This is a genomic window from Pedobacter antarcticus (assembly GCF_900112985.1).
Taxonomy (GTDB): Bacteria; Bacteroidota; Bacteroidia; order Sphingobacteriales; family Sphingobacteriaceae; genus Pedobacter; species Pedobacter antarcticus.
The window spans coordinates 625,217-649,621 of sequence record NZ_FONS01000001.1 but is presented as its reverse complement, the minus strand read 5'-3'; the positions used below and the strand labels follow the sequence as shown (position 1 = coordinate 649,621).

General features: G+C 40.0%; 20 protein-coding genes. 11 read left to right on the top strand and 9 right to left on the bottom strand.

Annotated elements, in window-relative coordinates; translation table 11 throughout:
• The first annotated feature begins 40 nt into the window (after nt 1–40).
• Together BM192_RS02715 and BM192_RS02710 are read left to right on the top strand one after the other, a co-directional pair.
• Nucleotides 41–499, top strand: coding sequence for a nuclear transport factor 2 family protein (locus tag BM192_RS02715; protein WP_051760303.1), 459 nt, complete (start codon nt 41–43; stop codon nt 497–499).
• Between the two features lie 49 nt (nt 500–548).
• On the top strand, nt 549–1,319 hold the full coding sequence (locus tag BM192_RS02710) for a type 1 glutamine amidotransferase domain-containing protein (protein WP_074963874.1): 771 nt from the start codon (nt 549–551) through the stop codon (nt 1,317–1,319).
• A gap of 59 nt (nt 1,320–1,378) precedes the next feature.
• Here BM192_RS02710 and BM192_RS02705 read toward each other — a convergent pair whose 3' ends face one another.
• The 3 genes from BM192_RS02705 to BM192_RS02695 form a co-directional block, all read right to left on the bottom strand.
• Entirely contained in the window at nt 1,379–2,827 is a 1,449-nt protein-coding gene (locus BM192_RS02705) for a PAS domain-containing sensor histidine kinase (RefSeq protein WP_139218392.1), read from the bottom strand.
• 159 nt (nt 2,828–2,986) lie between these two features.
• A complete protein-coding gene (locus BM192_RS02700; protein ID WP_037444887.1) occupies nt 2,987–3,448 on the bottom strand; it encodes a helix-turn-helix domain-containing protein in 462 nt (153 codons plus the stop codon).
• Between the two features lie 49 nt (nt 3,449–3,497).
• Entirely contained in the window at nt 3,498–4,007 is a 510-nt protein-coding gene (locus BM192_RS02695) for a CinA family protein (RefSeq protein ID WP_201771436.1), read from the bottom strand.
• Nucleotides 4,008–4,400: 393 nt separating this feature from the next.
• Between BM192_RS02695 and BM192_RS02690 the strand changes: the two genes are divergently transcribed.
• Both BM192_RS02690 and gdhA read left to right on the top strand, forming a co-directional pair.
• On the top strand, nt 4,401–5,945 hold the full coding sequence (locus BM192_RS02690) for an FAD-dependent oxidoreductase (RefSeq protein ID WP_037444878.1): 1,545 nt from the start codon (nt 4,401–4,403) through the stop codon (nt 5,943–5,945).
• Nucleotides 5,946–6,525: 580 nt separating this feature from the next.
• The gene (gene gdhA, locus BM192_RS02685) at nt 6,526–7,866 is read left to right on the top strand and encodes an NADP-specific glutamate dehydrogenase (protein WP_037444876.1); all 1,341 of its coding nucleotides are present in this window, start codon (nt 6,526–6,528) and stop codon (nt 7,864–7,866) included.
• Between the two features lie 62 nt (nt 7,867–7,928).
• On the opposite strand, the gene BM192_RS20705 is transcribed toward gdhA, so the two are convergent.
• Together BM192_RS20705 and BM192_RS02680 are read right to left on the bottom strand one after the other, a co-directional pair.
• Nucleotides 7,929–8,084, bottom strand: coding sequence for a hypothetical protein (locus BM192_RS20705; protein ID WP_176763495.1), 156 nt, complete (start codon nt 8,082–8,084; stop codon nt 7,929–7,931).
• Nucleotides 8,081–8,719 (bottom strand): type IV toxin-antitoxin system AbiEi family antitoxin domain-containing protein, encoded by a 639-nt coding sequence (locus BM192_RS02680; protein WP_037444874.1) that lies wholly within the window; start codon nt 8,717–8,719, stop codon nt 8,081–8,083. The genes BM192_RS20705 and BM192_RS02680 overlap by 4 nt, the downstream gene beginning before the upstream one ends.
• Before the next feature lie 773 nt (nt 8,720–9,492).
• On the opposite strand from BM192_RS02680, the gene BM192_RS02675 reads away from it, so the two are divergent.
• From BM192_RS02675 to BM192_RS02665, 3 genes are read left to right on the top strand one after another with little or no spacing between them, the layout of a single operon-like run.
• Nucleotides 9,493–12,489, top strand: a complete 2,997-nt coding sequence (locus tag BM192_RS02675) for a SusC/RagA family TonB-linked outer membrane protein (RefSeq protein WP_037444872.1) — start codon at nt 9,493–9,495, stop codon at nt 12,487–12,489.
• A gap of 2 nt (nt 12,490–12,491) precedes the next feature.
• On the top strand, nt 12,492–13,937 hold the full coding sequence (locus tag BM192_RS02670; protein ID WP_037444871.1) for a RagB/SusD family nutrient uptake outer membrane protein: 1,446 nt from the start codon (nt 12,492–12,494) through the stop codon (nt 13,935–13,937).
• Nucleotides 13,927–15,240 carry a TlpA family protein disulfide reductase gene (locus BM192_RS02665; protein WP_037444869.1) on the top strand — a complete coding sequence of 438 codons (1,314 nt, stop codon included), beginning with the start codon at nt 13,927–13,929 and terminating at the stop codon, nt 15,238–15,240. The genes BM192_RS02670 and BM192_RS02665 overlap by 11 nt, the downstream gene beginning before the upstream one ends.
• 31 nt (nt 15,241–15,271) lie before the next feature.
• Here BM192_RS02665 and BM192_RS02660 read toward each other — a convergent pair whose 3' ends face one another.
• Nucleotides 15,272–15,583, bottom strand: coding sequence for a hypothetical protein (locus tag BM192_RS02660; RefSeq protein WP_139218391.1), 312 nt, complete (start codon nt 15,581–15,583; stop codon nt 15,272–15,274).
• A 654-nt stretch (nt 15,584–16,237) separates the two neighbouring features.
• On the opposite strand from BM192_RS02660, the gene BM192_RS02655 reads away from it, so the two are divergent.
• The 3 genes from BM192_RS02655 to BM192_RS02645 all read left to right on the top strand — a co-directional run bounded on the left by BM192_RS02655 (nt 16,238) and on the right by BM192_RS02645 (nt 19,392).
• A complete protein-coding gene (locus tag BM192_RS02655; RefSeq protein WP_037445133.1) occupies nt 16,238–17,110 on the top strand; it encodes a helix-turn-helix transcriptional regulator in 873 nt (290 codons plus the stop codon).
• Nucleotides 17,111–17,185: 75 nt separating this feature from the next.
• Nucleotides 17,186–18,301 (top strand): FAD-dependent monooxygenase, encoded by a 1,116-nt coding sequence (locus BM192_RS02650; protein WP_037444861.1) that lies wholly within the window; start codon nt 17,186–17,188, stop codon nt 18,299–18,301.
• A 194-nt stretch (nt 18,302–18,495) separates the two neighbouring features.
• Nucleotides 18,496–19,392, top strand: coding sequence for a LytR/AlgR family response regulator transcription factor (locus BM192_RS02645; protein ID WP_037444859.1), 897 nt, complete (start codon nt 18,496–18,498; stop codon nt 19,390–19,392).
• A gap of 61 nt (nt 19,393–19,453) precedes the next feature.
• Here BM192_RS02645 and BM192_RS02640 read toward each other — a convergent pair whose 3' ends face one another.
• Nucleotides 19,454–21,826, bottom strand: a complete 2,373-nt coding sequence (locus BM192_RS02640) for an ABC transporter permease (RefSeq protein ID WP_037444856.1) — start codon at nt 21,824–21,826, stop codon at nt 19,454–19,456.
• A gap of 278 nt (nt 21,827–22,104) precedes the next feature.
• Here BM192_RS02640 and BM192_RS02635 point away from each other — a divergent pair, with 278 nt between their 5' ends.
• Entirely contained in the window at nt 22,105–23,322 is a 1,218-nt protein-coding gene (locus BM192_RS02635) for a GAF domain-containing sensor histidine kinase (RefSeq protein ID WP_201771435.1), read from the top strand.
• A 9-nt stretch (nt 23,323–23,331) separates the two neighbouring features.
• Here BM192_RS02635 and BM192_RS02630 read toward each other — a convergent pair whose 3' ends face one another.
• Both BM192_RS02630 and BM192_RS02625 read right to left on the bottom strand, forming a co-directional pair.
• A complete protein-coding gene (locus BM192_RS02630) occupies nt 23,332–23,745 on the bottom strand; it encodes a hypothetical protein (RefSeq protein ID WP_037444850.1) in 414 nt (137 codons plus the stop codon).
• Nucleotides 23,742–24,299, bottom strand: coding sequence for an RNA polymerase sigma factor (locus tag BM192_RS02625; protein ID WP_037444847.1), 558 nt, complete (start codon nt 24,297–24,299; stop codon nt 23,742–23,744). The genes BM192_RS02630 and BM192_RS02625 overlap by 4 nt, the downstream gene beginning before the upstream one ends.
• Nucleotides 24,300–24,405 lie beyond the last annotated feature (106 nt).

Sequence of the window (24,405 nt, the reverse complement as noted above, 5' to 3'; positions counted from 1 at the left end):
CACATTTGCACTCATTATTTAACAATTAAAAATTTTAAAAATGAGAAAAGTGTTTTTATTTATTGGACTTTGTCTTTTGTTTATGAATGCAAGTGCACAGGTAGATGATACTACAAGTGATTTGAACTCGATCCAAAAAACGTTAAACCTCTACATTGTCGGGCAATCTACCAGCGACTCCGTTATGGTCGGGCAATCATTTCATGACTCCTGGCAACTGAAATTTTTCAGAGACAACGAATTTACAGTAGTACCTAAATCAAAGTACCTCGTCGGTTATAAAAAACGCGACACTAAACCCAACAATTGGTCTGGCCGTATTGTGTTTATTGATATCTCACACGATATTGCCATTGCAAAAGTTGAAATTAGTACGCCGAGTTTGTTATTTACCGACTATTTCAATCTCCTGAAAATCAATGGGGGCTGGCTTATTGTAGATAAGATTTCCACTCGGATTCCTCATAAAAAAGTCGAAGTACCTGCAGCCAAATCATAGAATCAACGACGTCTTCATCTTAAAATCAGACCCTAAAAGTTCCCTTTATATGATTAAAATAATAATCTTATTGCTTGTTTTAATAGGTTTAGATCCGGCAACTATTTATGCGCAGAAAAAAATCCTGTTTGTCACTTCAAATCAAAGCTTTTACGGAAATACAAAAATAAGCGCATCCAATCATTTTGAAGAAATTGTCATTCCATATGACATATTTATAAAATCCGGATACACCGTTGACTTCGTCAGTCCAAAGGGGGGCGCTGTTCCAATTGGTTATATTAATTCTTCGGACAGTATTCAAAAAAAGTATTTGTATGATGCTTCGTTTATGGACAAATTGGAGCATACGATGAAACCCGCTGAAATTATTGCAGGTAACTATTTAGCCATTTTCTATAGTGGGGGTGGCGCTGCCATGTTTGGTGTGGCTGAAGACACAACGATTCAACAAATCGCAAGGGAAATTTATGGTAGAAATGGTGTTGTTTCATCAATATGTCATGGAACAGCGGGGCTGGCATTTTTAAAAGATGCCATTGGAAATTCATTGTATAAAGGAAGAAAAATCACAGGCTACCCAGACAAATTTGAAAATAGAGATATGGAATATTACAAAACATTTCCTTTTTCAATGGACGAAGCAATTAAAAATAATGATGGAAATTTTGTTTTTTCTGAGGAAGGATTGGATGGTTTCTTCGTTGTTGATGGCAGATTTGTAACTGGGCAAGATCCAACTTCTTCTTCCAAGGTAGCAAATGAAATCATCTCAATTCTAAGAATTACCGGGAGTAAAAAGAATGAAAATATGCGTTAAGCATGCTTTCATTCTTTTAGTATTTGGGCTGGGCTGACGAGCCCGGAACAACTCACAGTTTAACCAGACTTAGGTAGCGTAAACCAGAAAGTGCTTCCCTGACCTGGAACGCTATCTACCCCAATTTCACCCTCGTGCCGGCGGATGATACTGGCACTGATAAACAGGCCCAGTCCCAGACCGGAATATTGCTCCTGTTCGTGCACGGCCTGGTAGTACCGGTCAAAAAGCAAGGGAATCTTTTCTTGTGCGATCCCAGGTCCATTATCGGTAATAGAGACCTTTACAAAGGCCTGCCCATCCTGGATCTCTGTTTTCAACTCTGCAGATCCAGGCGCGTATTTGACGGCATTACCGATTAAGTTGGTGAGCACGCGGCCAATACGTTCTGAATCGGCATAAATCATCAGGTCTTTATTTCCGGTCAGCGTAAAAGATTGCGTATCTGAAGAAACAAACTGTTCGCTTATTTCCTGAGCCAGGTCATACAGGTTGAAAGTCGTCTTTCTTAGCTCCAGCTGATCCTGGTAGTTCTTTCCGGCATTCAGTAGATCGTCTATGATAGATGAGATTCGGTTGATACCTTTATTGGCTTGCATAATCAAAGTTTTTACGCGCTTTGAGATTCCATCCTGCTTGATACTCAGCAGTTGCAGCGAGGCCTTCAAACTGGTGACGGGGGTTTTCAGCTCATGGCTGGCAATACTAATGAAATCGTCTTTATGTCTTTCTATCATTTTGTCGGTGGTAATGTCATTGATCACACCGATTAACTTTACAGGGTTACCATTTTGGTCATGTTCGGCTTTTCCTTTGACATTGAGCCATTGGAGTGCCCCGTCCGGCCTGTTAAGTTTGACCTGGATATCCATACCTCCCTCTGCCTCAATATTCTGGATTGCAGACTTAAAAGCCGGCAGGTATTCTGCCGAAATATGAGGGTAGTAATTCTCCAGTGTCCAGTGTTCCTGTCTTTCGCGGTACCCGAAAAGCTCATCATGATCTGGTGATCGGAAGACTTCATGGGTTTGTAGGTTTAATTCCCAAATTGCTGTTCCTGAGTATTTTAATGCGATATTTAAACGTTTTTGGCTATCCTGAAAAGCTTTCATTGCAGTAACGTCATCCAGAACGGTAAAGCCATATGTATGGTCACGGTCTTCGTATAAAATGCTGGTTACGTTTACCCATACCAGCGTGCGGTCTTTACGGTAGAGACAGACTTGCAATTTAAAAAATGGTACTTGTTTTGACCACAGTTCTTCCTGAAGATGATGCCAGTGGGAAATGTATTCTTCACAGGCATGATCCAGAATTTTAGTGCCTTCAATTTCCTCAGGCTGGTAACCCAAAAGTTCGCATAGCGCCCGATTAACTTTGATGATGGTCAAATCAGAGCGGATGATCTTAGTTGCAACACTGGTCAGATCAAATATGGTGTTGAATTTGGTGTCACACTCCAGGAATCGTTTCTCAAAATGGTTGAGCTCAATTTTTTTTTCTTGCATACCAATCTTAAATAATGTATCTGACAACAGTGATTTAACTATTCTGTTTTGCAAATTGATCACTGTGCCGGCGTAATTTCAAAAATTATATTGTATAGAATTTAAAAATTTAGGATGAACTTCAGGGTTCGTTATTTACAGCATTCATTGTAAAATCGGCTATTTACTCAGATAATAATAAAACAAAGCTTTAACGATCTGGCTCATGGACCTCTTACCTGTAACCCATTCAGATACGCTTTCCCGATCGATGCCAGTGTCAAAAGCAATTTGCTTAATTCGTATGCCTTTTTGCTGCATCATTTTTTCAATCCAAGCGGTATTGACTAAACTGGCAGGTGAAGGCTGGAAAGTTTCCGGACTGACAATTATTTGATAACCAGGTAAATGCTTTCTAAAGAGATCTTCTGTTCTTTTGATCAGCGTCGCTTCAGTCGCATATTTTCCTGAGGTAGTTTCTCCCTGGGCAGTTTCGACTTCGATAGTTTTGTCGCTGACTAATCGGATATTGAAATTTGTATTGGACTGCTCCTGATGCCTGGTGGCCGCTTTGTCCAGTTTCATGATTTTATCTGTGCCCAGGCAGGGCTCGAGTAGGTTAATATTCTGGATACTGCTCATGTGTGTGTTTGCTTAGTTTTAATAGTTTCTTAATAGATATGTTTTGTCTTCATATTACGGGAGCAGGATTATGCAGACTATTAATTAGTTTAGTAGCAACATGCATTACCGTTTGTTCGACGATTTGTTCGTGACTGCCATGGAATAGCAGACGCTCACTAAACCAGTGTTCGCCTTTAAGAATAGCAGAAATGAACATTGTGCCGACAGGTTTTTCGGGAGTTTCGCTGCCACCGGGACAAGGAAGTCCAGTGATTCCGATGTGGATGTCTGCCGGGATCAGGCCGGTCAGTCCACGTGTAATTGCATCGGTGACCTCGGTCGATTCGGGACTGAATTTGTCCAGCATCTCTTGCTTAACATGTAATACGTCACTTTTCAGCTTTGCATTATAACATACAAAGCCGCCTTGAAGGAACCTGCCTGCATCGCAGGCGAGAGAAAACGCTGCGGACGCCTTTCCAGCTGTTGCACTTTCTGCAAAGGCTAGCGTTAAGTTTGACCGGATCAGTAATTTTGCTGCCGTCTCTATTAACTGTTTCATTTCAGAATTGCTCATTTGTTGATGTTTTGGCTTTGGTGATAACAAATTTGAGGCGCTCAGGTTTTAGCGGCCTTGCGAGTTCGTGATTAACATTTTTGAAAACCATCTTTTATTTAAGTTGTTCCATCACCGCGTACCTGTAGGAGCTATTCGTAGACGAGTTAAGAGATATTTTAGGTGCAGAAAGCACTATGAGATTGCCAGCTATGGTTAATTGCTTGCAGCTACTTTGGCCGAAGAGAAAGACACAGACTGCTTGCTCACGGAAATCGCAATCACTGAAGCCAATACAGGTGCGGTAGTTTAAATTGAATCTGATCGTTTATAATCGGTTACCGAATGAAAGTCCCGTATTTACGGGATTTTTCAGTTCCTCTCAGGATATACTCAAGTTAATTAAAATGGATTATGAAAAATACTAAAGAAATTAATCCCCGGGACGGTCATACAGAAAGCCCCTGGCAAAGTGTGGTGTCTTCTGTTTCCGACGCAGCGTATGCGTCAACCGGTACGGGCATATTTGACGTGATCATAGTCGGCGCAGGTATCACCGGACTTACTACGGCGTTGCTATTGCAGAAGGCGGGGAAGAAGTGCCTTGTATTAGAAGCCGGAAAAGTTGGCTTTGGCACTACTGGGGGCACCAGTGCACATCTGAACACATTTTATGATGCGACTTATCCGGAAATTGAAAGCGACTTTGGTAAGCAGGCAGCAAAACAGGTAGCTGATTCCGGTAAAGAAGCCATGGCGATCATTGACGCGCTGGTCAAAGAATATGGAATAGATTGCGACCTGGAATATAAGGATGGTTACCTGTTTTCTGAAAATGAAAAAGAGACTGTCCAGCTCCGGGAAATTCTGGAAGCTTCCAAAAGAGCGGGGATTGCAGTGGCAGAGGTTGAAAACAACGATGTTCCGGTGCCCTTTAAATTGGCAATACGTTTTGCACATCAGGGTCAGTTTCACCCATTAAAATATATAAATGGATTGTTAAAGGCATTTCAACAGCTAGGTGGAACGGTAATAGAAAATTGTTTTGTGAGTGCGCATAAGGAGCTGGATAATGGTGTGGAGCTCGTTGCCGGTGAGCATACTTTCCAGGCCGGGCATCTGATTTATGCAACGCATCTGCCGCCCGGAATAACAGCTTTTAGTTTTCGTTGTGCGCCTTACCGAAGTTATGTTTTGGGGCTGAGACTTAAAGATAAAGCCGAAAATTACCCAACCGGACTGGCTTACGACATGCAGGAACCTTATCATTATTTCAGAACGCATGTAGTAAATGGAGAGCCGTTATTGATTGTTGGCGGAGAAGACCATAAAACCGGGCATGATGATCCGGAGCAGGCCTTTGTGAATCTGGAGAAATATGCTCATCAATACTATCAGGTTGAATCAGTCGTGTACAGGTGGTCTTCACAATATTATGTCCCTGTGGACGGCTTGCCTTATATCGGGCGTCTTGGTGCTTCAAAAGGGAATATTTATATAGCCACCGGATTTAACGGGAACGGGATGATGTTTGGAACTATCTCAGGGAAGATTATCAGTGACCAGATATTGGGTGTTGAAAACCTTTATGGCGATCTCTACGCCCCCGCCCGGCTAAAGCCTGTCGCAGGGTTCTGTGAATTTGTGAAGGAAAACGCAGATGTAGCCTGGCACTTTGTAGCTGACCGGTTTGGCACTGAAGACATGGATAAGTTGTCGGAGCTTAAAAACGGTGAAGGAAAAATAGCTGAGTTTAAGGGGCAGAAACTGGCTGTTTATAAAGACCAGAAGGGTAAAGTGACGGCGTTAAGCCCTGTTTGTACCCATGCCGGGTGCTTTGTTAATTTCAATACAGCAGAACAAAGCTGGGATTGTCCATGCCATGGGGGGCGGTTCGATACCTCTGGAAAGGTTATCTGCGGACCACCCCAGGCCGACCTCCTGCGCGTCGATATTTAGCCGTCGATCTTCTCCAACCGTATTGGCCAGGGTTAATATTATACTTGATTTAACCAAAAGTTAATGTAGTCATGTGTTGGTATCCTTAACATTTGCTGCACACTTTGTTCGGAGTTTGTTCGGACTTCCTTCATTGTTCCTTCATTCGAGATCGAACAAATAGCGAAGGGACATTGAAGGATATTTGAAGGAGATTAGATTGAATGCCGGGAGATACATGTCGCGTGGCGATAATTCTGGAGCATCTCTTCTCTCCGGGAAAAGGTTATATTTTCAAAGATGGAACTGTAATCTAAACTCTTACCGGGATGGGCATAGATGACAATTTACGATTACATGATTTGTAATGTTTTTAGAGTTTTCATATAAAATTTATCAATTAACATCATTTAATTTGCGTTTTTTATAGAGAAAAACATATTTTTATAGCGGAGCAATAAAATTAGACGTAGCAATCATAACAAAGCGGTTTCGATAATCATCCCTTCCCTTTGGCAAATTAAAATTATCTCCGAAGCATGATATCGTACATCTGATGTGCAGATATTTTACCTGTCATTTTTAATATTTAAACCAATAAATGGATTTATCGATTAACGAGTTTATGAATAAAATAAAAGTCCGGAATGCCCACGAACCGGAGTTTTTACAGGCTGTATATGAAGTAGCTGAGTCAGTGGTACCTTTCAGTGAGAAAAATCCAAAATATAAGATCAATAAGATTTTAGAAAGGATGACAGAGCCCGAACGGGTAATTATTTTCAGGGTTCCCTGGTTAAACGATAAAGGTGGAGTAGAAATCAACCGTGGCTTCCGGGTACAGATGAACAGTGCAATTGGTCCTTATAAGGGGGGCTTGCGCTTCCATCCTTCGGTAACTCTGAGTGTACTTAAGTTTCTTGCTTTTGAACAGGTATTAAAAAACAGCCTTACCGGTCTTCCTATGGGTGGGGGTAAAGGTGGTTCGGATTTCGACCCTAAGGGGAAATCAGATGCGGAAGTAATGAAATTCTGCCAAAGCTTTATGACGGAGCTATATCGCCACGTAGGTGCCGACGTCGACGTACCAGCAGGTGATATTGGCGTAGGAGCCAGGGAGATTGGATTCTTATTTGGTCAGTACAAAAGAATAAAAGGTGAGTTTACAGGTGTATTAACAGGTAAGGGAAATGAATGGGGCGGGAGCTTGATTCGTCCGGAAGCAACCGGTTATGGCGTAGTCTATTTTGTGCAGGAAATGCTGAAAGCTCGCGGAGATGTTCTTAAAGGAAAGACTGTTGTGGTCTCCGGCTCAGGAAATGTCGCACAATATACCGTTGAAAAATGTATTGAGGAGGGAGCGAAGGTGGTTACACTTTCCGATTCTGAAGGCTTTATCTATGATCCTGAGGGAATTGATACAGCTAAACTGCGTTTCGTTATGGAGCTTAAAAATACGCAGCGTGGAAGAATTAAGGAATATGCAGAGAAGTTTGGCTGCGAGTTTTTTCCTGGTCAAAAGCCATGGGGCATAAAATGCGATATTGCTTTCCCTAATGCTACTCAGAATGAACTGGATGATACAGATGCCAGAGTTTTGATAGATAATGGATGCATCTGCGTTGCTGAAGGTGCCAATATGCCTTCTACACCTGAAGCTATTCAGGTGTTCGAGCAAGCGAAAATACTTTATGCACCAGGCAAAGCTGCTAATGCTGGTGGCGTTGCAGTTTCAGGTCTGGAGATGTCCCAAAATTCACTCCGTTATTCATGGGGCAGGGAAAAGATTGATGACAAATTGAAATCGATTATTCAGCAAATCCATGAGTCCTGTGTGAAATATGGTACAGAAGAGGACGGTTATGTAAATTATGAAAAAGGTGCCAATATCGCAGGTTTTGTAAAAGTTGCAGATGCAATGATTGCTCAAGGCATTGTATAGAAATTATTGTTAGTGTTGACGGGGCTGAAAAGCCCCGTTTTTGCTTATATAGTCCGAGCTCATCATGGCCGTGAAATCCCGCCATAGAAGGCTGCTTTTTCAAAGAAATTTGTTCTTGAAAGTCCTGCCAGTGCAACTTCCTGCATAATTTCTCTCAAAGCCGAAAGTACATCTTCTGTATTTTTAGTGTCGTATTCTCCAATCCATTCTTTAATCATAATTTCTCCAGTGTTTTAATGAGCATGCTTAAACTCCCTTTTTTTGGCGCATCTTCAATCCAGGAATGTAGTGCCTCAAGATTGAGCTTGTGAAGCCATTCTGCATCTATTCGAAGATCGTCCAGCAAGAAATTACGGGTTTGGACCGGACTTCGCAAAACCAATCCGGCCGTGGTGATGATCTTGTCGCAAATTGCTTTTTCGGGCATTGCCACAAGGGCAACTTGTCCTGGAGATAACTCTATACTCTTGATACCAAAACTGTAATAAGGAGATGGCATATACCGGTAGCTAAACCTGCCTTTTAGGTTTTTGAATTTTTTGGAGAGTTTCATGGTAATCGAACTGACTTCGTAGACTCGTTCAGGGATCAAGCCCCAGTACGACATAGCTGATTCAAGCGATACACAGCTTGGTCCCCATAAATGATTTGCAATCAGGAAAGTTTCAGGGCTGGGTAAGTTTGTTTTTATACCGGGAATGTAAAGACCCTTCTTGAGCGAGATGAGCTCACCGCTCTTAATAAGTTCACTGATCTTATCGTTAGGTCTTTTATAATCCTTAAGTATCTCCAGCAAAACTTGCCGGGTTAAGGGGGCATTCGTATAGGGTCTGACTAGATATTTAAAGTCCATAATTTAACAGGATGTATGTAGGGATATGAATTGATAACCGGAAATAATCCGATTATAGTAGAATAATTTAACAGGATTTATGTAAGGATATGAATTGATAATTATGATCTTTTATACATCCTTTACGACGGACGTTCCAGTGTACATGTACGAATTTTTCTCTCAATGACCCAATCAATTTTCTGTAAAACTATGATTTATAACTATTGATATTAATGAGATCACAATAATCTTGGTTTCGGCCCGTCCAAATGTTTGCGATGCAATTAATACAGGCCAGGTTGAGGACCTATCTGGCTATATTAAACGCATAACTCAACTCGTTTTCCAAGCGTTCAATAAGTGCTAGACTTATATTTGAATTAGAAAAAATTGTTATAAATAAGAGTTTTGCAGATTCATATCTCACGCCGCTGATGCAAAACAGTAGATTTATTCCCACTTCTTGTGGTAGAATTGTACATAGCATATCTAGATAAGAGTTGGTTTCTACTGTAAATCCGTGTCAGCAATAAGGCGTGAGAACCAAATTGAATCTACGGTATGTGGGAACCCACTTTTGTCCTTAGGCTATATCCTGCAAAACTCGTATAAACCCATACGAGAAATGAACATAGAATTTCCATACCCATTCACTCACAAAACATCATTGCTGATCTGCCCACCTGGATAAAACTATTCAATGGCAAATCAATTTTGATATCGCCCTATAATCTTTCCTGTCTATTCCATCCAGGTTAACGTCTTCTTAAACCAAAACAACACAAGTAATCATGAAAAAAACGATAAAAATAATCGTAATGGCTGTGCTATGCCTGAATTTTCAGGTAATGTCGCAGTCGGTTCCCATACAGATTACGGGGACAGTCCTCGACAAATTGGGAAAGCCAATAGCGGGAGCTAACGTCGGTATTCCATTGAGCAAAGCATTCGCTGCTACAGATAGTTATGGAAAGTTCACTATTAGAGCCGATCAGTCAACTGGAGAGTTAATGGTAAGTAGTATCGGCTACAAAACAACCAAAATAGCTTACGGTCCTAAACCTAATCTTCAAATCATTCTGGAAGAAAGTACAGGAAGCTTGGATGAAGTGGTTGTGATTGCGTATGGTAAAACAACCAGGCGTCTCAATACTGGTTCTGTCGGTCAGGTAAGTGCTGCTGAGATAGCGTTACAACCAGTCTCTAATCCACTGAGCGCTTTACAAGGGCGTGTCGCTGGTCTAAGCATAACTCAGAACAGTGGAATTAATGGCGCCGGTGTGAAAGTACAGATCCGTGGGCAAGCATCGTTGATGCAAGGTTCAGACCCTCTATTCATCATTGATGGCGTTCCATTCGCATCGGGAAATAGCTCCATAAATTCCGTGACCAATGCAACAGGAACGGCTGGTATAAGTCCATTTAGTACAGTAAATCCCGCAGATATAGAAAGCGTGGAGGTTCTTAAGGATGCAGATGCAACTTCTATTTATGGAAGCAGGGGCGCTAATGGAGTAATCTTAATTACCACTAAAAAAGGCGTATCTGGAAAAACCAGATTTAGCCTTAATGGTTACAGTGGATTTAGTCAGGTTACCCGTACAATGGATATGCTGAATACGCAGGATTATCTTATGATGCGTAAAGAGGCATTTAAGAACGATGGCGCAGCAATGACCAATGCTAATGCACCTGACCTGTTACTCTGGGACCAAAACCGTTATACAGATTTCAAAAAACTACTTGTAGGTGGGACTGCCAAAACTAATGACTGGCAAGCCTCTGTGAGTGGAGGAAATGAAAACACAAGGTTTCTCTTTTCTAGCGGTTACCATGGTGAAACGTCTGTATTTCCTGGCGAACAACGCGATGATAAGATATCAGGCAGATTAAGCCTGAACCACCGTTCAAAAGACGAAAGGTTTACGTTGGATCTAAGTACAAGCTATTCGTATAATAAGAATAAAATGAGCGCGGGCGACTTGACTGGTTTTATTAATATGCCACCACATATGTCTCTTTATAAGCCGGGTGGAACTTTAAACTGGGAAGATAGCGGGGTATTCTTCGACGGGGCACTTACTAACCCGTTGGCGGCTACTAATAAAAGGTATACAGGGAAGTTTAATAACGCCAACACCAGCCTTAACCTATCTTATATGATTTTATTGGGGCTTAAAGCAAAAATAAATATGGGTTACAACAGCGTGAACGGTGAGGATCAGGCACTGAATCCATCCACCTCAATTAATCCAAATTCTGGTAACCTTCCATATGCAAATTTTGGCCGGTCTGCATTGAACAGCTGGATAGTTGAGCCCCAAGCTGAATTTAACAAAACTGTAGGAAGAGGTAAAATCAATATTCTACTGGGGGGAACGTTACAGAACATTAGTAGCAATAGTTTGAATATAATCGCTCAGAACTATAGAAACGATATGCTGCTTTCTTCAATCGCGGCAGCTGGTAACGTAATAACGAGAAATAGTGATTTTGCCTATCGTTATTCCGCGCTTTACGGCAGAATCGGTTATAATCTTAAGGACCGATATCTAGTAAATCTAACAGGAAGGAGGGATGGTTCAAGCAGATTCGGTCCAGGCAAACAATTTGCAGCATTTGGAGCAATTGGGGTTGCCTGGATTTTTTCTAGCGAGTCTTTTATTGCATCTACTTTACCGTGGTTAAGTTTTGGAAAGTTAAGGGGAAGTTACGGAAGCTCTGGTAATGACCAGATTGGAAACTATAGGTTTCTTGACACATGGACCAGTACTAACCAACCTTATCAAGGCGGTGCAGGACTACAGCCTTCCAGCCTTTATAATGCTGATCTTTCCTGGGAAATTAGTCGAAAGGCAGAGTTGGCTATCGAGCTAGGTGTATTGGACAATAGGTTTCTACTGACTACGGCATATTTCAGAAACCGTAGCAGTAACCAGTTAATCAACTATAAATTGCCATCACAAACTGGGTTTAGCTCAATTTTACGCAACTTCGGCGCACTTATCCAGAATTCTGGATTAGAACTGGGTCTTGAAAGTAAGTTCATCACCACCAGAGATTTTTCATGGTCCAGTGTAATTAATTTTTCGCTGCCACAAAACAAATTGGTGAAGTTTCCCGGTTTAGAAACATCGAGTTACGCGACCGTATATTTTCTTGGAAAATCACTTTCCACACAAAAAACTCTTGAATATCTTGGTGTGGACCCCGCGACAGGGATTTATACTTTTCGGGATGTCAATGGTGATGGACAATATGATTCTAAAGATCGTACTCAACTAATAAATACCTTACCCAAATTTTACGGTGGGTTGCAAAATAGTTTCACCTATAAGGGGCTGAAATTAGATGTTTTCTTAGAGTTCAAAAAACAGTTGGGTTATAACTACCTGTACACTCAGTCGGTTTATATACCTGGTTATTATTATTTGAATCAGCCGAAAATTGTTCTGCAACGTTGGCAGTCTCCGGGTGACATCACAAACATTCAACGGTTCGCAGCTACGGGAGACAGTCCCGCTTTTCTACCAGCTGGTGATTATCTCGCTGATTCGGATGCAATATTCAGTGATGCTTCCTTTATTCGTGTAAAGAATATATCACTTGCTTATACCTTCTCAGGTAGTTGGATTAAGAAGATGAAACTTGAAAAATTAGGGTTGTATCTGCATGCCCAGAATCTCTTTACAATCACAGGTTATGAAGGTGCTGATCCAGAGTCCCAGAACCTATTTATTCTACCGCCATTAAAGACAATAACGATGGGTATTCAAATAACCTTATAATTATGAAATTCAAAAATCGAAAAAAGTTGCAATTACATTCTATCGTGGTGTCTGCTCTTGCCATAGTTTTACTATTGAGTTCGTCAGTTTTCTTTGGTGCCTGTAAAAAACTGGTGGATGTGCCGAAATCAAGTAACCTCGTCCTGAGTAAAGATGTTTTTGCAACTAATGAAAAAGCTACATCGGCCGTCCTCGGTCTATACAATAAAATGGTTGCTCTTAATCTGAGTATGAGTAATGGAGGTTTAACCATTTATTCTGCACTTTCAGCAGATGAGTTATATAATCCTGCACCCCACACGAATTATGACCCATTTTCGCTTAATAATATCCCCTCTAATAACGGGATTATCTATAACAATTTTTGGAATACAGGATATAAAAACATTTATCACGCTAATGCTATATTGGAAGGCCTAAATAATTCGACTACACTTAATAATGTGGTGAAAAATCAGTTAATAGGCGAAACATTGGTGATTCGAGCGTTGTATCTTTTCTATCTGACAAATCTTTATGGTGACGTACCATTAGTGATGACAACCAATTTTGAAAGGAATGCTTTAATGGCAAGAACAGCAAAGGAAGTTGTAACGGAACAATTAATCACTGATTTGAAGACGGCAATAGAATTATTGCCGTCCGCCTATGCTAGTGCGTTACGAGCCAGAGTTAATTCTTTTACGGCGAGGTCATTATTGGCTCGGGTGTATTTGTACAAACGGGACTGGAATAATGCAGAAATTGAATCTACTGGAGTAATATCCTCGGGAATATACAGCCTGGAAAGTGAACTGAACAAAACTTTTACAAGTTCATCAAAGGAGACTATTTGGCAAGTAGTTCGGGAGAATTTGAATACAGCGGAAGCGGCAGTGCTAATCCCGGTATCTGCAACAGTTTTACCCGGTCTAGCTTTGCGAGAAAATTTGTTAAATAGTTTTGAATTAGGTGACCAAAGAAAAAGTAGGTGGACAGCAGTCAATATAGTAAATAACCAGAGGTATTATTATCCCTATAAGTATAAGATCAGAAGCGGTAGTACAGTAGGAGAGTGCCTTATAGTGTTCCGGTTAGCAGAGCAGTATTTGATCCGTGCAGAGGCGAGAGCTGAACAAGGTGACCTTCGGGGAGCTGTCTTAGATTTGAATATATTGAGAACTCGGTCCAGAGCACCGGTAACGGCTGAAATATCCAATCCTTTACCAGACCTTTCTTTAGACTTGGTCAAGTCGTCGGTTCTTGATGCAGTTTATAAAGAACGTTCAAATGAACTTTTTTGCGAATGGGGACACCGATGGTTCGATCTAAAACGGACCGCGATGGCGAACGCAGTGCTTTCAAAGTTGAAACCGACCTGGAAAGCCTATGCGCAACTATATCCTATTCCTTTTGAGGAAACTCAAATCAATATTTTTCTAACTCAAAATTCTGGTTATGCAAACTAATTTCCGACTATTTAATTTGATTATTTTGCTTGTGTGCGCTTTTTATGTGCCGACGGTTCATGCGCAAATTGCATTAAAAAAAGGCGATAGAGTTCCCGAAATGATACTCAGAAATGTATTTAATACGCCGAAAAAAGAACTTAATCTTTCGACTATTAATTCTAAGCTGATTCTATTTGATTTCTGGAGTCCTAATTGTACGGCTTGCCTGATGTCTTTTCCAAAACTGGATTCATTGCAAAGCCTTTTTGGCGATGAAATCAGTATTATCTTAGTCAACCAACAAAGCCATGACTCCACAAAAAGATTTTTTGATCAAAGGAAATTTCTTTACAAGCCCAATCTTGCTTTTATAACCTCAGACACAGTACTTAATCTTATGTTTCCAAATCTTGGAAACCCAGCCTACGCTTGGTTGGATGGTAATGGTAAGTTTTATCAAATGAGCGATGAACTAACCGCTGACGGGATTCGAAATTTTATCTCACAGCAAAATACTGGATTGGCAGATTATCGTGTCAAAAGGAGATATGTCTCTTCGCTTTTCGATGCTGAGTTTCGCAATCATCTTTTGAGTTATTCTTACTTGACAAGGGCAATACCTGGACTGAATTTATCGGGAGAAATTGATAGGAGAGGTATCTCTAAATCTAATTATTCCATACTGGATTTATACAAGGAAGCCTACAGCGGACAGCTTCAGCAGGACTTTAATAAGCCATGGAAAATAGAGCTAATTGTTAAGGACAGTAGCAAATATATCGAACCTTCCAATAGTGATTCTGCGTACCGCTGGAGACAGGGAAATCTTTATACTTACTCGCTGCTACTCCCCGAAGAGAAAGCTGGGGAGAAATATAGTGTGATGCAAAAAGACCTAGACCGTTATCTTAGTTTGGAATCAAAGGTTGAAAGTAAAATGGTGCAATGCTTGGCTCTAATCCGCACTAGTACTAGGGATAAATTGAAAACCAACACTAAAAATAAGTCAAAAGATATCAGTCTTTTGAAATTTGGTATGTCTGACTTACGGACCTCTAAAATCGATGCGAAACGGGAACTTATTAATCGCCCATATCATTTGTTTTCAGAATTATTTGGGGCTTGGGTTGAGTTTCGACTGCAAAAACCTTTCCTTGACTTGACGGGATATATAGGAAATATTGATATTTCATTCAAAGGCGAGGTGGTAGATCGTTTTGATCTGATAGAAATCAGAAAGGCATTGAAGTTATATGATCTTGATTTAATCGAAAAAGAGTGCAGTATAGATGTATTAGTTTTGCGAGAAGCAAAACAATAGCAGTTTTGTGCTGCTATTGTTTGACCTTAATTTATCTGCTGAATCTTATACTATGATCGTTAGCGACTGAACTCGGTATACTTGTACCCAAGGTCTGCTCGCTGTCATAACCGATGATACAGACTTTAGGAGTCTCATCTTTACAATTAGTAAGCGAATTAGCTCCATTCTCCATCGAGTCGTCTTTAGTTTGTGGACTGGTGTTCAATTGAGCTTGCAAGGTATTAGTTGGACTAATTGAGTACCAATACAGACTTGGCTGTACCTTTTTCTCAACCGCAGGTTTTGCTGGTTTAAAAGCAAAAGTTAAACCTAAAACTGCTACAAGAACGAATGTGAACATAGCTCCAAGCCATGTTTTTCTATTAAATGATTTAGTATTCATAATGGTGATTTTTAAATTAATAATGCTAATAATGTTCGTCCTTCAGGTGGACATTTCCGAAAAAGGTTGTCCACTACGGACAGCCTTTTTCATTTTGGCCTCGCGGCTTTCTTCTGAACACTGCAAATTTGCAATGATGAGGAGCAGGGGTAGTACCATCGAAATGGAAAACCAAAGAATGACTAATCCGGATAGTTATCTTCAGAACCCGTTCAATCTGTATTGCTGTGTTTAAGATTTTCATAGCCTTATCTTAATTAATAGCTGTTAGTTTTTTTAAGCTGAATAGCATCTGTTTTAGGTGTCACCGCCACATATTTCTGTCCTCGCTAAAATTTGTTTTCCCGTCTTAGCATAAATTTGCTTAACTAAAGCTAGCGCTAGATTCTTCATAAAAACAACACGCTTTGCGACACTTTTTGCTGAATTGTACGTTTTCACCTATTGAACTGCTCGTTTTAAATGCGAAATGCCTTTATATGTAATTTAGAATGTAAGTTGATCAGTAGAGCGTCCAAATTGGATTGGATAGCCGGCGATATTTGCTTCTTAAAATTCGCATATGTTAATCAATTACCATATGCTATCTTTACATTAAGCGCCGATAGAACTGTGTCTAAGAAAACGAAATTTATTCCCGTAAACACAATTGCTGCAAGTTTCGATATAGGAATTGCTATTGAAAGAACTTATTTCGGTAATTCGGAAGCTATAAGTTCAGATTCTCCGAAGGAAACCAAACAGTCACATAGGGAAGACCGCCATTCATTTTTTATTCTTGAAAGTGGTACCATCGCCCTGGAAGTTGATTTTCAGGAGTATAAAATTGAGTCCTCATCGGTTATTTATATGCATCCGGATCAGATACACCGTGTTCTTGAATTCAAGGAAATGACAGTCACCAGTCTAGGAATAAATAATGAAAATCTGAATCCAGAATATATAAAACTGTTGGAAAAACTTATTCCCGCAAGACTTTTAGTGTTAAACCAGGAAGCCTTTAATTTAATTGCTGAAACTTCATCACTCTGCATCAAGTTTTTCGAGCGTAAAAACGATAAGCTCTACCAATCTTTACTTAAAGACTGTTGTAACACCTTGGTCGCGCTGATCGTGTCGGAATACTTAGCAGCTGTCAAATCAACAGAAGTACATTCCAGGTTTAAGGTAATATCAGATGCATTTAAATCCTTATTGGAAAGTAATTTCCTAAGCATTAAGAGTCCCTCTGGCTTTGCTCAGAAATTAAATATAACCACTCCTTACCTCAATGAGTGTGTCAGAAATTCGACTGGACACCCTGTTTCATATCATATACATCAACGTGTTATTTTAGAAGCTAAACGTTTGCTTTACCACTCCAATAAATCGGTCAAAGAAATTGCAGCAGAATTGGGATATGATGACTATCCTTATTTTTCACGTCTGTTTACAAAAGTTACCGGAATGACCGCTTCAACCTTTAGAAAGAAAAACCTCGAATAGTCCAATAGCTACTTCGGATCGAGATTAATTATTACAGCTATAGTATCTTTCTTTGCGTTAAGAAAATGGTTAAATATGGATTCGATAAAAAATAAAAAAGTACTGGTTTCTGGTGCAAGTATGGCAGGTCTTTCAACCGCACATTGCATGACTAAATTAGGTTACAAAGTAACGGTAGTTGAACTGGCAAATGAACCACGGACTGCTGGAGGGGCTATCGATATAAAGGGGGCTACTGTTGAGGTCGTTAAGCGTATGGGGATTTATGAAAATCTAAAGGCAAACGCTTTAGGAGTGGAAATGATAGATTTTAAAAATGCAGATGATATAACTGAAAATAGCTTTTCTGTAGCGGGCGAAGAAGGAAACCTTGACGAGGAAATAGAAATCGAACGGGATAAATTTGTCAATGTTATCATGGACCGGCTAAAAGATGATGTTGAGTTTATTTTCAACGATTGCATTACTGCGTTAAATGAAACAGATGACGAGATACGTGTTATTTTCAAGAGTGGCTTAGATCAATCTTTTGACTTAGTCGTTGGCTGTGATGGTATACATTCAGGTGTAAGAAAAATCTGGTTTGGTCATGAAACTGAATATTCCCATTTTCTAGGTGCTTATTCTTCTATTATTATTCTGAATAAATTGCTGATAAATAAAAATTGCCTGCAAATATATAACGAGCCAGATAAGGCCGTTATGCTCAACGCTTATAAAAATAAGACTGATATAATCTTTTGCTTCAATTCAGAAAAAGAGATTTCTTACAATTACCGCGATTTGGAAGAGCAAAGAAAAATAATTCTGGAACAGTTTTCAGACGTAAATTGGAGAACTCCGGAACTATTAGAGGAAATGAAACAGTCGGAAAATTTTTACTTCGATAAATTCTGTCAGATAAAAATGCCCTCATGGACAAAGGGCCGTGTAGCTCTGGTGGGCGATGCTGGCTATTGTGCTTCTCCCGCTGCAGGAATGGGTGCCTCGTTAGCGGTAAGCGGTGCCGGGGCACTAGCAGATGCTTTACAAAAATATAATGGACATTTTGAATTGGCATTTCAGGATTATAATAAAAAGCTGAGGCCATTAATAGAGGAGGTTCAAGCTGAAGCCGTAAAGAATTTGCGGAATAATTATATCCCCAGAACTGAGGAGGCTATCCGCCGAAGAAACATTGAGGGCTTTTAGTATTTGAAAACTATTGTGTAGAGATTTAAATATTCCATAAGTCCTCTGATAAAAAACAATACGCAATGCGACCCTTTTTGCTGAATTGTACATATTTACATGCTGAAATGCTCATCTACAAACGTGAAATGTCTTTATAGTTAATTTATTATGTGGAAATATTTGTATTTTTAGAAAACTATTTAATTTCAAGAATGCAGAAATATAAAAACATAGACGATAAAACATTGCCTTATCTCGGTTTAGGGTGGTTTTTGCTGATTGCATGCTTTATTACGCTATGTTTAATTTGGCCAGCCGCCGATATTCATATCTGGAATATTTTGACCGAAGAATGGTTCCAGCGTGCATTTGTGAATACGCTGGTTGTCGTCATACTGATGATGAAAATAGTCGGCTATTCCGGCAGGTATCTCGATATGAAAAATCCCTGGGAGGAAAACCCCTGGGAAAGGTTATTGATGCAGCTGATTTTCGGCTGGGCACTATCTGCCGGAGCCGGCTACCTGGTTACCTGGTTTTTTTCGGCTCAGCTCCATATTGATAACCGGGTGGTACGGTCCAGAAGCCTTATTCTACTGATCTCTCTGCTACTGAACTCATTGTATATAGTTCGATATTTCATTCTTAGAGTTGTAGAGCCGAAATTTAGTGAGCTGGAACCGGTGCCGGAACCGTTACCAGAGCCGGCAATGGAAACAGAAAGGGAGCAGGAAGGATATTCTGTGTTTTTTCTGATCCCCGATGGGAAAGGGGAAAAGAAAGTTCTGGTTATTGATATTGCATATATATCCAGAGCTGAGAATAACACGCTTATTTATTCCCATGGGGGAGCGATTGATATTTGTTATTTGTCGCTTGACTTTCTGATTTCCCGATTAGATCCTGATTCGTTTTTCAGGGCCAACCGAAGCTACATTATAGCTAAGGAGGCTATAGAAGGTTATTCAAGACAAAGTGATAGAAAGTTGAGCGTCAATTTAATTCCTCCAAGCGATAATCCGGCGGTAGTCAGCAGGACTAAAGCAAAACAACTTATTTATTGGTTCAAGGCTGGGAAAGGAAGCATATCGATCTTACGTGATCAATAATATGCAGGTATATCCGTTTAGTCCTTAGGGATTAAATTGGTTAGGCCAGTGGGGTTGAAGGCTATTCATATTTTAATGCATCTACAGGGTTTGCTTTCGCTACTTTGAAACTTTGCATACTAATAGTTAGAATCGCAATAGTCAAAGAAATTCCTGCTGCCAGCATATATGGCCATAAGCCGGTGCTCACTTTATAATCATACGTTTGAAGCCATTTGGTTAAAAGAACATAGGCGATAGGGATTGCTATAAGATTAGATATCAGTACCAGTTTGATAAAATCTTTATTCAATAAAACAAGAATACTTTTTAAATCTGCGCCCAGGACTTTTCTGATGCTAATTTCCCGTTTCCGCTGTTCTGCCATATATAAGGCTAATCCGAGTAATCCGAGGCAGGAAATAACAATAGCGAAGCTTCCGAAAATATTGGAAAGCACGCCAAGTAGTTTCTCGGACTTTATTTTTTGTTCCATGCCTTCATCAATATATTTTAAAGCAGATGGGTATGCCGGATTCAGCTGCTGGCTAATTCTGTTTATTGTCTGGATAGCAACGTTCAGCGGCTGGCTGGGATTGAGCCTCAGCAATAAAGCGCCGCTCTTTTTAGGGCTATAATAAAATGCGGTAGGCTCCGCCTGATTTCTCACTGTTGCATTATTGTAATCATTGACCACACCAATAATATGCAGTTTTTTATCGCCCCAGCTAATGGGTGTGCCCACGGGATGCTGCAGTGCCATCATTTTTACTGCTGCCTGATTGACAAGAATCCCACTGGCAGTATCTGAGGCTAACAGTCTTAAAAAGTCGGCTCCCTCTATCATTTTAGCTCCAATGGTACTAACAAAATCGTATCCTACAGTGCGGTAATTAATAACATAATCGTCTTTTTTATTTTTTCCCGGCCAACTGAAGTTGCCTGTAATTGAGCCACCATTAGCGGTGAAATCTGCCGCATATTCTGAAGCCGATACAATTGCATTCTCTTTTTTTAGCGCCGCCTTCAGGACCTCTACTTTGCTGGGATTGGCAAATTCTCCCTCTAGGTTTAGCTGCACAAGGTTATTTTTATCAAAGCCCAGCGGTTTATTTTTCATGTACTGAATTTGAGAATAAACGATCGTAGCACCAACAATCATAACTATGGATAAGCTAAATTGAAAAACAACTAAAAGCCTCCTGATTGATAACGAACCTTTACCAGCTATTGTAAACCCTTTTAAAACCCTTATTGGCGTAAAAGATGAAAGGTAAAATGCAGGGTAGCAGCCGGCAAGGAAACCGGTAGTTAATATCAGAACAATAATGGAGCACCAGAATAGTGGAGATTGATAATTAATGGTGAGAACTATTTCCAACAAGTGATTAAAATATGGAAGTGTGAGTTCGATAAGTACAAAAGCAATAACCATAGCCAAAAAAGACAATAACATGGATTCCATCAGGAACTGGCTAATCAAAGCCTTTCTACTTGAACCCAAAACTTTCCTTACACCTACTTCCCTTGCCCGCTTTTCTGATCGTGCAGTAGAGAGGTTCATATAATTGATACTGGCAATTAGTAATACGCAAAAGGCAAGAAAAAAGAAAAGTCGTACCTGATCTATTCTACCACCTACCAGTTTGCCGTTTTTAAACTCGTCATATAGCTGATACTTGCTGAAAGGGAAAAGAAAGACTTCCATCTGTGTGTCTTGCTGATGTGCTTTAATCAGCTTCCTCAACGATGCGTCGGCTGCACCGAAGTCTGCATTCTCCTTGAGTTTGAAAATAGTTGAGCAGTTAATACTTCCCCAGCCGCCATTTATTTCATTAGGATATTCCTGGTCATGAAAGGCCCAGGTTTGCAACGCCTCGAACTGCATACTTTGGTTTTTAGGCGGGTCTGCAATTACAGCGGTTACAGTCAGAGGTTTGCGGTTGTCCCACATCAAACTCTTTCCTAAAGGTTCTTCACTGCCAAATAACTTTCTGGCAGAACTTGCGGTAAGTATAACAGAATTGGGTTGTTTTAATGCTGTTGCAGGATCTCCCTTAAGGAAAGAATAATCAAAGACCTGCAGAAACTCCGGGTCTACATAGCTATAAGTTAACTTGATTTTATTTTGCTGGTAAGTAAAGAGCTTATTTTCTTCATCACTCATTCTGGTCGCAAGCTCAATACCAGGGATTTCCTGAGCAGCAGTATGGGCAAGTTGGTTTGGTGTAGCCTCTAAAGTAATAGTGTTACTGCCCAGCTTTAAGTTGAGCTTCGCAAAATATATGCGGTCAATATCTTTAAATTGTTTATCGTAACTCCACTCGTAATTAACGTAAAGCAGCAGTATCAGACAGGAAGCAAGTCCAATTGCTAGTCCACCTATATTGATAATGGTGAACCCCGGATTCTTACGAATGTTTCTTACCGCTATTTTGAAGTCAAGTGCGAGCATATTTTATTATTTTGCTGGCTTAAGCGATTAGTATGCCAATACAATTGTAGGTTTGTAGGACGCTAAAAATAAGCAAAATACATAAAGTATCCAGCTTGTATGTCCAATACTGAACAACTATTGTACGCTAACGCACATTAATCGGTAGATCGCAAAGACGAGCGTCAAAATCTAAATAATCAAACTTAAACATTTGCATAATGAATAAATACTTGGAGATTATACACCTAAAACTTGCTTAGTATCGTTAAGTGTAATAATATTGTACGAAGTATTAAATGATGTTAGAAGAAACTTTCCCAGTACCACAAGACGAGATGCAAAGATTGTTGAGCTTATCTGAGCTTGACCTGGATTATTCCGAACTTTCTGATGAATTTAAAGATCTGGCTATGCTTGCTGCAAAAATAGCAGGAACGGACATTTCCCTGATTAACCTAATTGATTCCTATACCACATGGACTATTTCCGGCCAGGGATTGGATATAGAACAAGTGCCCAGAGAGGACTCTCTGTGTCAATATACCATAATGGGACAACCACAATTTGAAGTTTCAGATCTGTTGTTAGACAAGCGGTTTAAAGATATGGATTTTACAAAAGCGCCATTGGCACTCCGGTATTATTTTGGTGTACCGCTTACAGATACTGAAGGGCACCAGCTGGGCGCCTTATGTGTGGTAGATAAGCAACCTAAGCATCTGAGCCCTGAGAAAATTGAAATGCTGAAAATTATCGCTGATCAGGTGATAAACCGTATCCATACTTACCGGGTTATAAGAGACCTGCAATGTCAGGTGAAAGGCGCTAATGAAACAAAAAGTAAAGTGGCCCATGACATTCGCGGACCGCTGGCCGGGATTATTGGCTTGTCTAATATTATTGTTCAGCAAGGTAACAGCAATAATCTTGGTGAAGTACTGGAATTTATCCAGCTGATAAACAAAAGTAGTAAATCACTGCTAGAGCTGGCCGATGAGATTCTTACCGAAGATCAGAAATGTGCGAAACTTGCGGAAAATGAAATGAATCTTAGTGTGTTTAAATCCAAATTGGAAGATCTCTACAATGCCCAGGCTAAAAACAAAGGTATCAATCTGCAAATACAAACTAACGACGGCAATACTTTATCTCCTTTCCCAAAAAATAAATTGCTGCAGATCACAGGCAATCTGATATCCAACGCGATTAAGTTTACACCCGAAAGTGGAACGGTTAAAGTTGATTTGAGTTTAATTGAACAGAAGCAGGAGTATATGCTCAGTTTAGTGATCTCAGATAATGGTGCAGGGATTAGTGAAGAGGCACTCAGGCACCTGAAAGATGGTGGCAATTCAAGTACGGACGGCACATATGGAGAAAAAGGCTATGGGTTCGGACTCGCATTGGTTAAGCATTTGATACACGGTTTAGGTGGCACTCTGGAGGTTCATAATATGACAGAATCAGGTGCTTGCTTTAACGTGCGCATACCTTTTCTAAAGCAAGTGGATTAACCGCTTGCTTTAGTATTCCCTTTTTGTCAGCTGCTGGTCTGTTAGCAGTATTCCAAAAAACAAGCAGGTTAGTGATAACAGCAACCATTTAAACTCTAAAACCATACTCCAGACCAGATCAGCGGCAGTTTGACTGATTAATTGTAATAATCCATAACCCAGCAATAGGCACAGTATAAAAATGCTCGCCGCCATCATATTGAATCGCATATCACTTTTACGGTTAAGGCGTCCTTGTAGTTTTCTTCTTACGTTTGACGCAAAACTAAAAGATAGGCCTTGTGCAGGCTCAGTCTCCAGGATTTTAAATAAATTTTGGTAGGCTAAAAGGTTATCGGCTTCTTTTACACTCAAGTTATCCTCATTTGAGCTTAGGTTGTTACTCAATAACTCCTGCAGGGCATCATCATTTAACTTTTTCATGTATTTTCTCTTTTAAGATCTTTTTCAATTTTCTCTTTCAATAATTTACGTGCCCTGAAGAGATAGCTCTTCGCTGTGCCTTCGGGAATTCCTGTTATGTCCTTAATTTCAGCTAATGAAAACTCGTTCAGATGATATAAGGTTAAAACTGTCTTATAGTGATGTGGCATTTGTGAGATAAGGTGGTTAACATAAGCCGACGTATTCTTTTTTATTAGCTCCCTTTCCGGATTTTCATCTGTGAAATGATAATTGTCGATATTTTCAGGGTACTCATGAGATAATCTGTTTTTAGTGCTCTTAACATAGTTTACAGCAGTTAAATAGGTTATCCTCGCGATCCATGTGGATAGTTTTGACTGAAATCGGAATGACGGAAGGCTTTGATGTATTTTAATAAAAACTTCCTGACAGATATCCTCTTTGTTCTGCTTGTCTTGAACCAAACGGTGGATGACAAAGAAAACGAGCTGCTCATATTGCTTTACCAATAATTCAAAGGCACGTAGATCTTTGTTTAATACCCTGTTTACGATCGCATTCTCATCAAACATATTACAGTAGTCAAGATATGTACATTAGTGGTTGCAAAATCAAGAAATAAAATATTTATTAAAATAATTGCAACCGTGGTAGTGGGTATGCTGACTACTGTAGCAA

Bases quoted from the DNA above. Each gene is read 5' to 3' on its own strand.
- BM192_RS02715 (WP_051760303.1), top strand. From the start codon at position 41: ATGAGAAAAGTGTTTTTATTTATTGGACTTTGTCTTTTGTTTATGAAT.
- BM192_RS02710 (WP_074963874.1), top strand. From the start codon at position 549: ATGATTAAAATAATAATCTTATTGCTTGTTTTAATAGGTTTAGATCCG.
- BM192_RS02705 (WP_139218392.1), bottom strand. From the start codon at position 2,827: ATGCAAGAAAAAAAAATTGAGCTCAACCATTTTGAGAAACGATTCCTG.
- BM192_RS02700 (WP_037444887.1), bottom strand. From the start codon at position 3,448: ATGAGCAGTATCCAGAATATTAACCTACTCGAGCCCTGCCTGGGCACA.
- BM192_RS02695 (WP_201771436.1), bottom strand. From the start codon at position 4,007: ATGAGCAATTCTGAAATGAAACAGTTAATAGAGACGGCAGCAAAATTA.
- BM192_RS02690 (WP_037444878.1), top strand. From the start codon at position 4,401: ATGAAAAATACTAAAGAAATTAATCCCCGGGACGGTCATACAGAAAGC.
- gdhA (WP_037444876.1), top strand. From the start codon at position 6,526: ATGGATTTATCGATTAACGAGTTTATGAATAAAATAAAAGTCCGGAAT.
- BM192_RS20705 (WP_176763495.1), bottom strand. From the start codon at position 8,084: ATGATTAAAGAATGGATTGGAGAATACGACACTAAAAATACAGAAGAT.
- BM192_RS02680 (WP_037444874.1), bottom strand. From the start codon at position 8,719: ATGGACTTTAAATATCTAGTCAGACCCTATACGAATGCCCCCTTAACC.
- BM192_RS02675 (WP_037444872.1), top strand. From the start codon at position 9,493: ATGAAAAAAACGATAAAAATAATCGTAATGGCTGTGCTATGCCTGAAT.
- BM192_RS02670 (WP_037444871.1), top strand. From the start codon at position 12,492: ATGAAATTCAAAAATCGAAAAAAGTTGCAATTACATTCTATCGTGGTG.
- BM192_RS02665 (WP_037444869.1), top strand. From the start codon at position 13,927: ATGCAAACTAATTTCCGACTATTTAATTTGATTATTTTGCTTGTGTGC.
- BM192_RS02660 (WP_139218391.1), bottom strand. From the start codon at position 15,583: ATGTTCACATTCGTTCTTGTAGCAGTTTTAGGTTTAACTTTTGCTTTT.
- BM192_RS02650 (WP_037444861.1), top strand. From the start codon at position 17,186: ATGGATTCGATAAAAAATAAAAAAGTACTGGTTTCTGGTGCAAGTATG.
- BM192_RS02645 (WP_037444859.1), top strand. From the start codon at position 18,496: ATGCAGAAATATAAAAACATAGACGATAAAACATTGCCTTATCTCGGT.
- BM192_RS02640 (WP_037444856.1), bottom strand. From the start codon at position 21,826: ATGCTCGCACTTGACTTCAAAATAGCGGTAAGAAACATTCGTAAGAAT.
- BM192_RS02635 (WP_201771435.1), top strand. From the start codon at position 22,105: ATGATGTTAGAAGAAACTTTCCCAGTACCACAAGACGAGATGCAAAGA.
- BM192_RS02630 (WP_037444850.1), bottom strand. From the start codon at position 23,745: ATGAAAAAGTTAAATGATGATGCCCTGCAGGAGTTATTGAGTAACAAC.
- BM192_RS02625 (WP_037444847.1), bottom strand. From the start codon at position 24,299: ATGTTTGATGAGAATGCGATCGTAAACAGGGTATTAAACAAAGATCTA.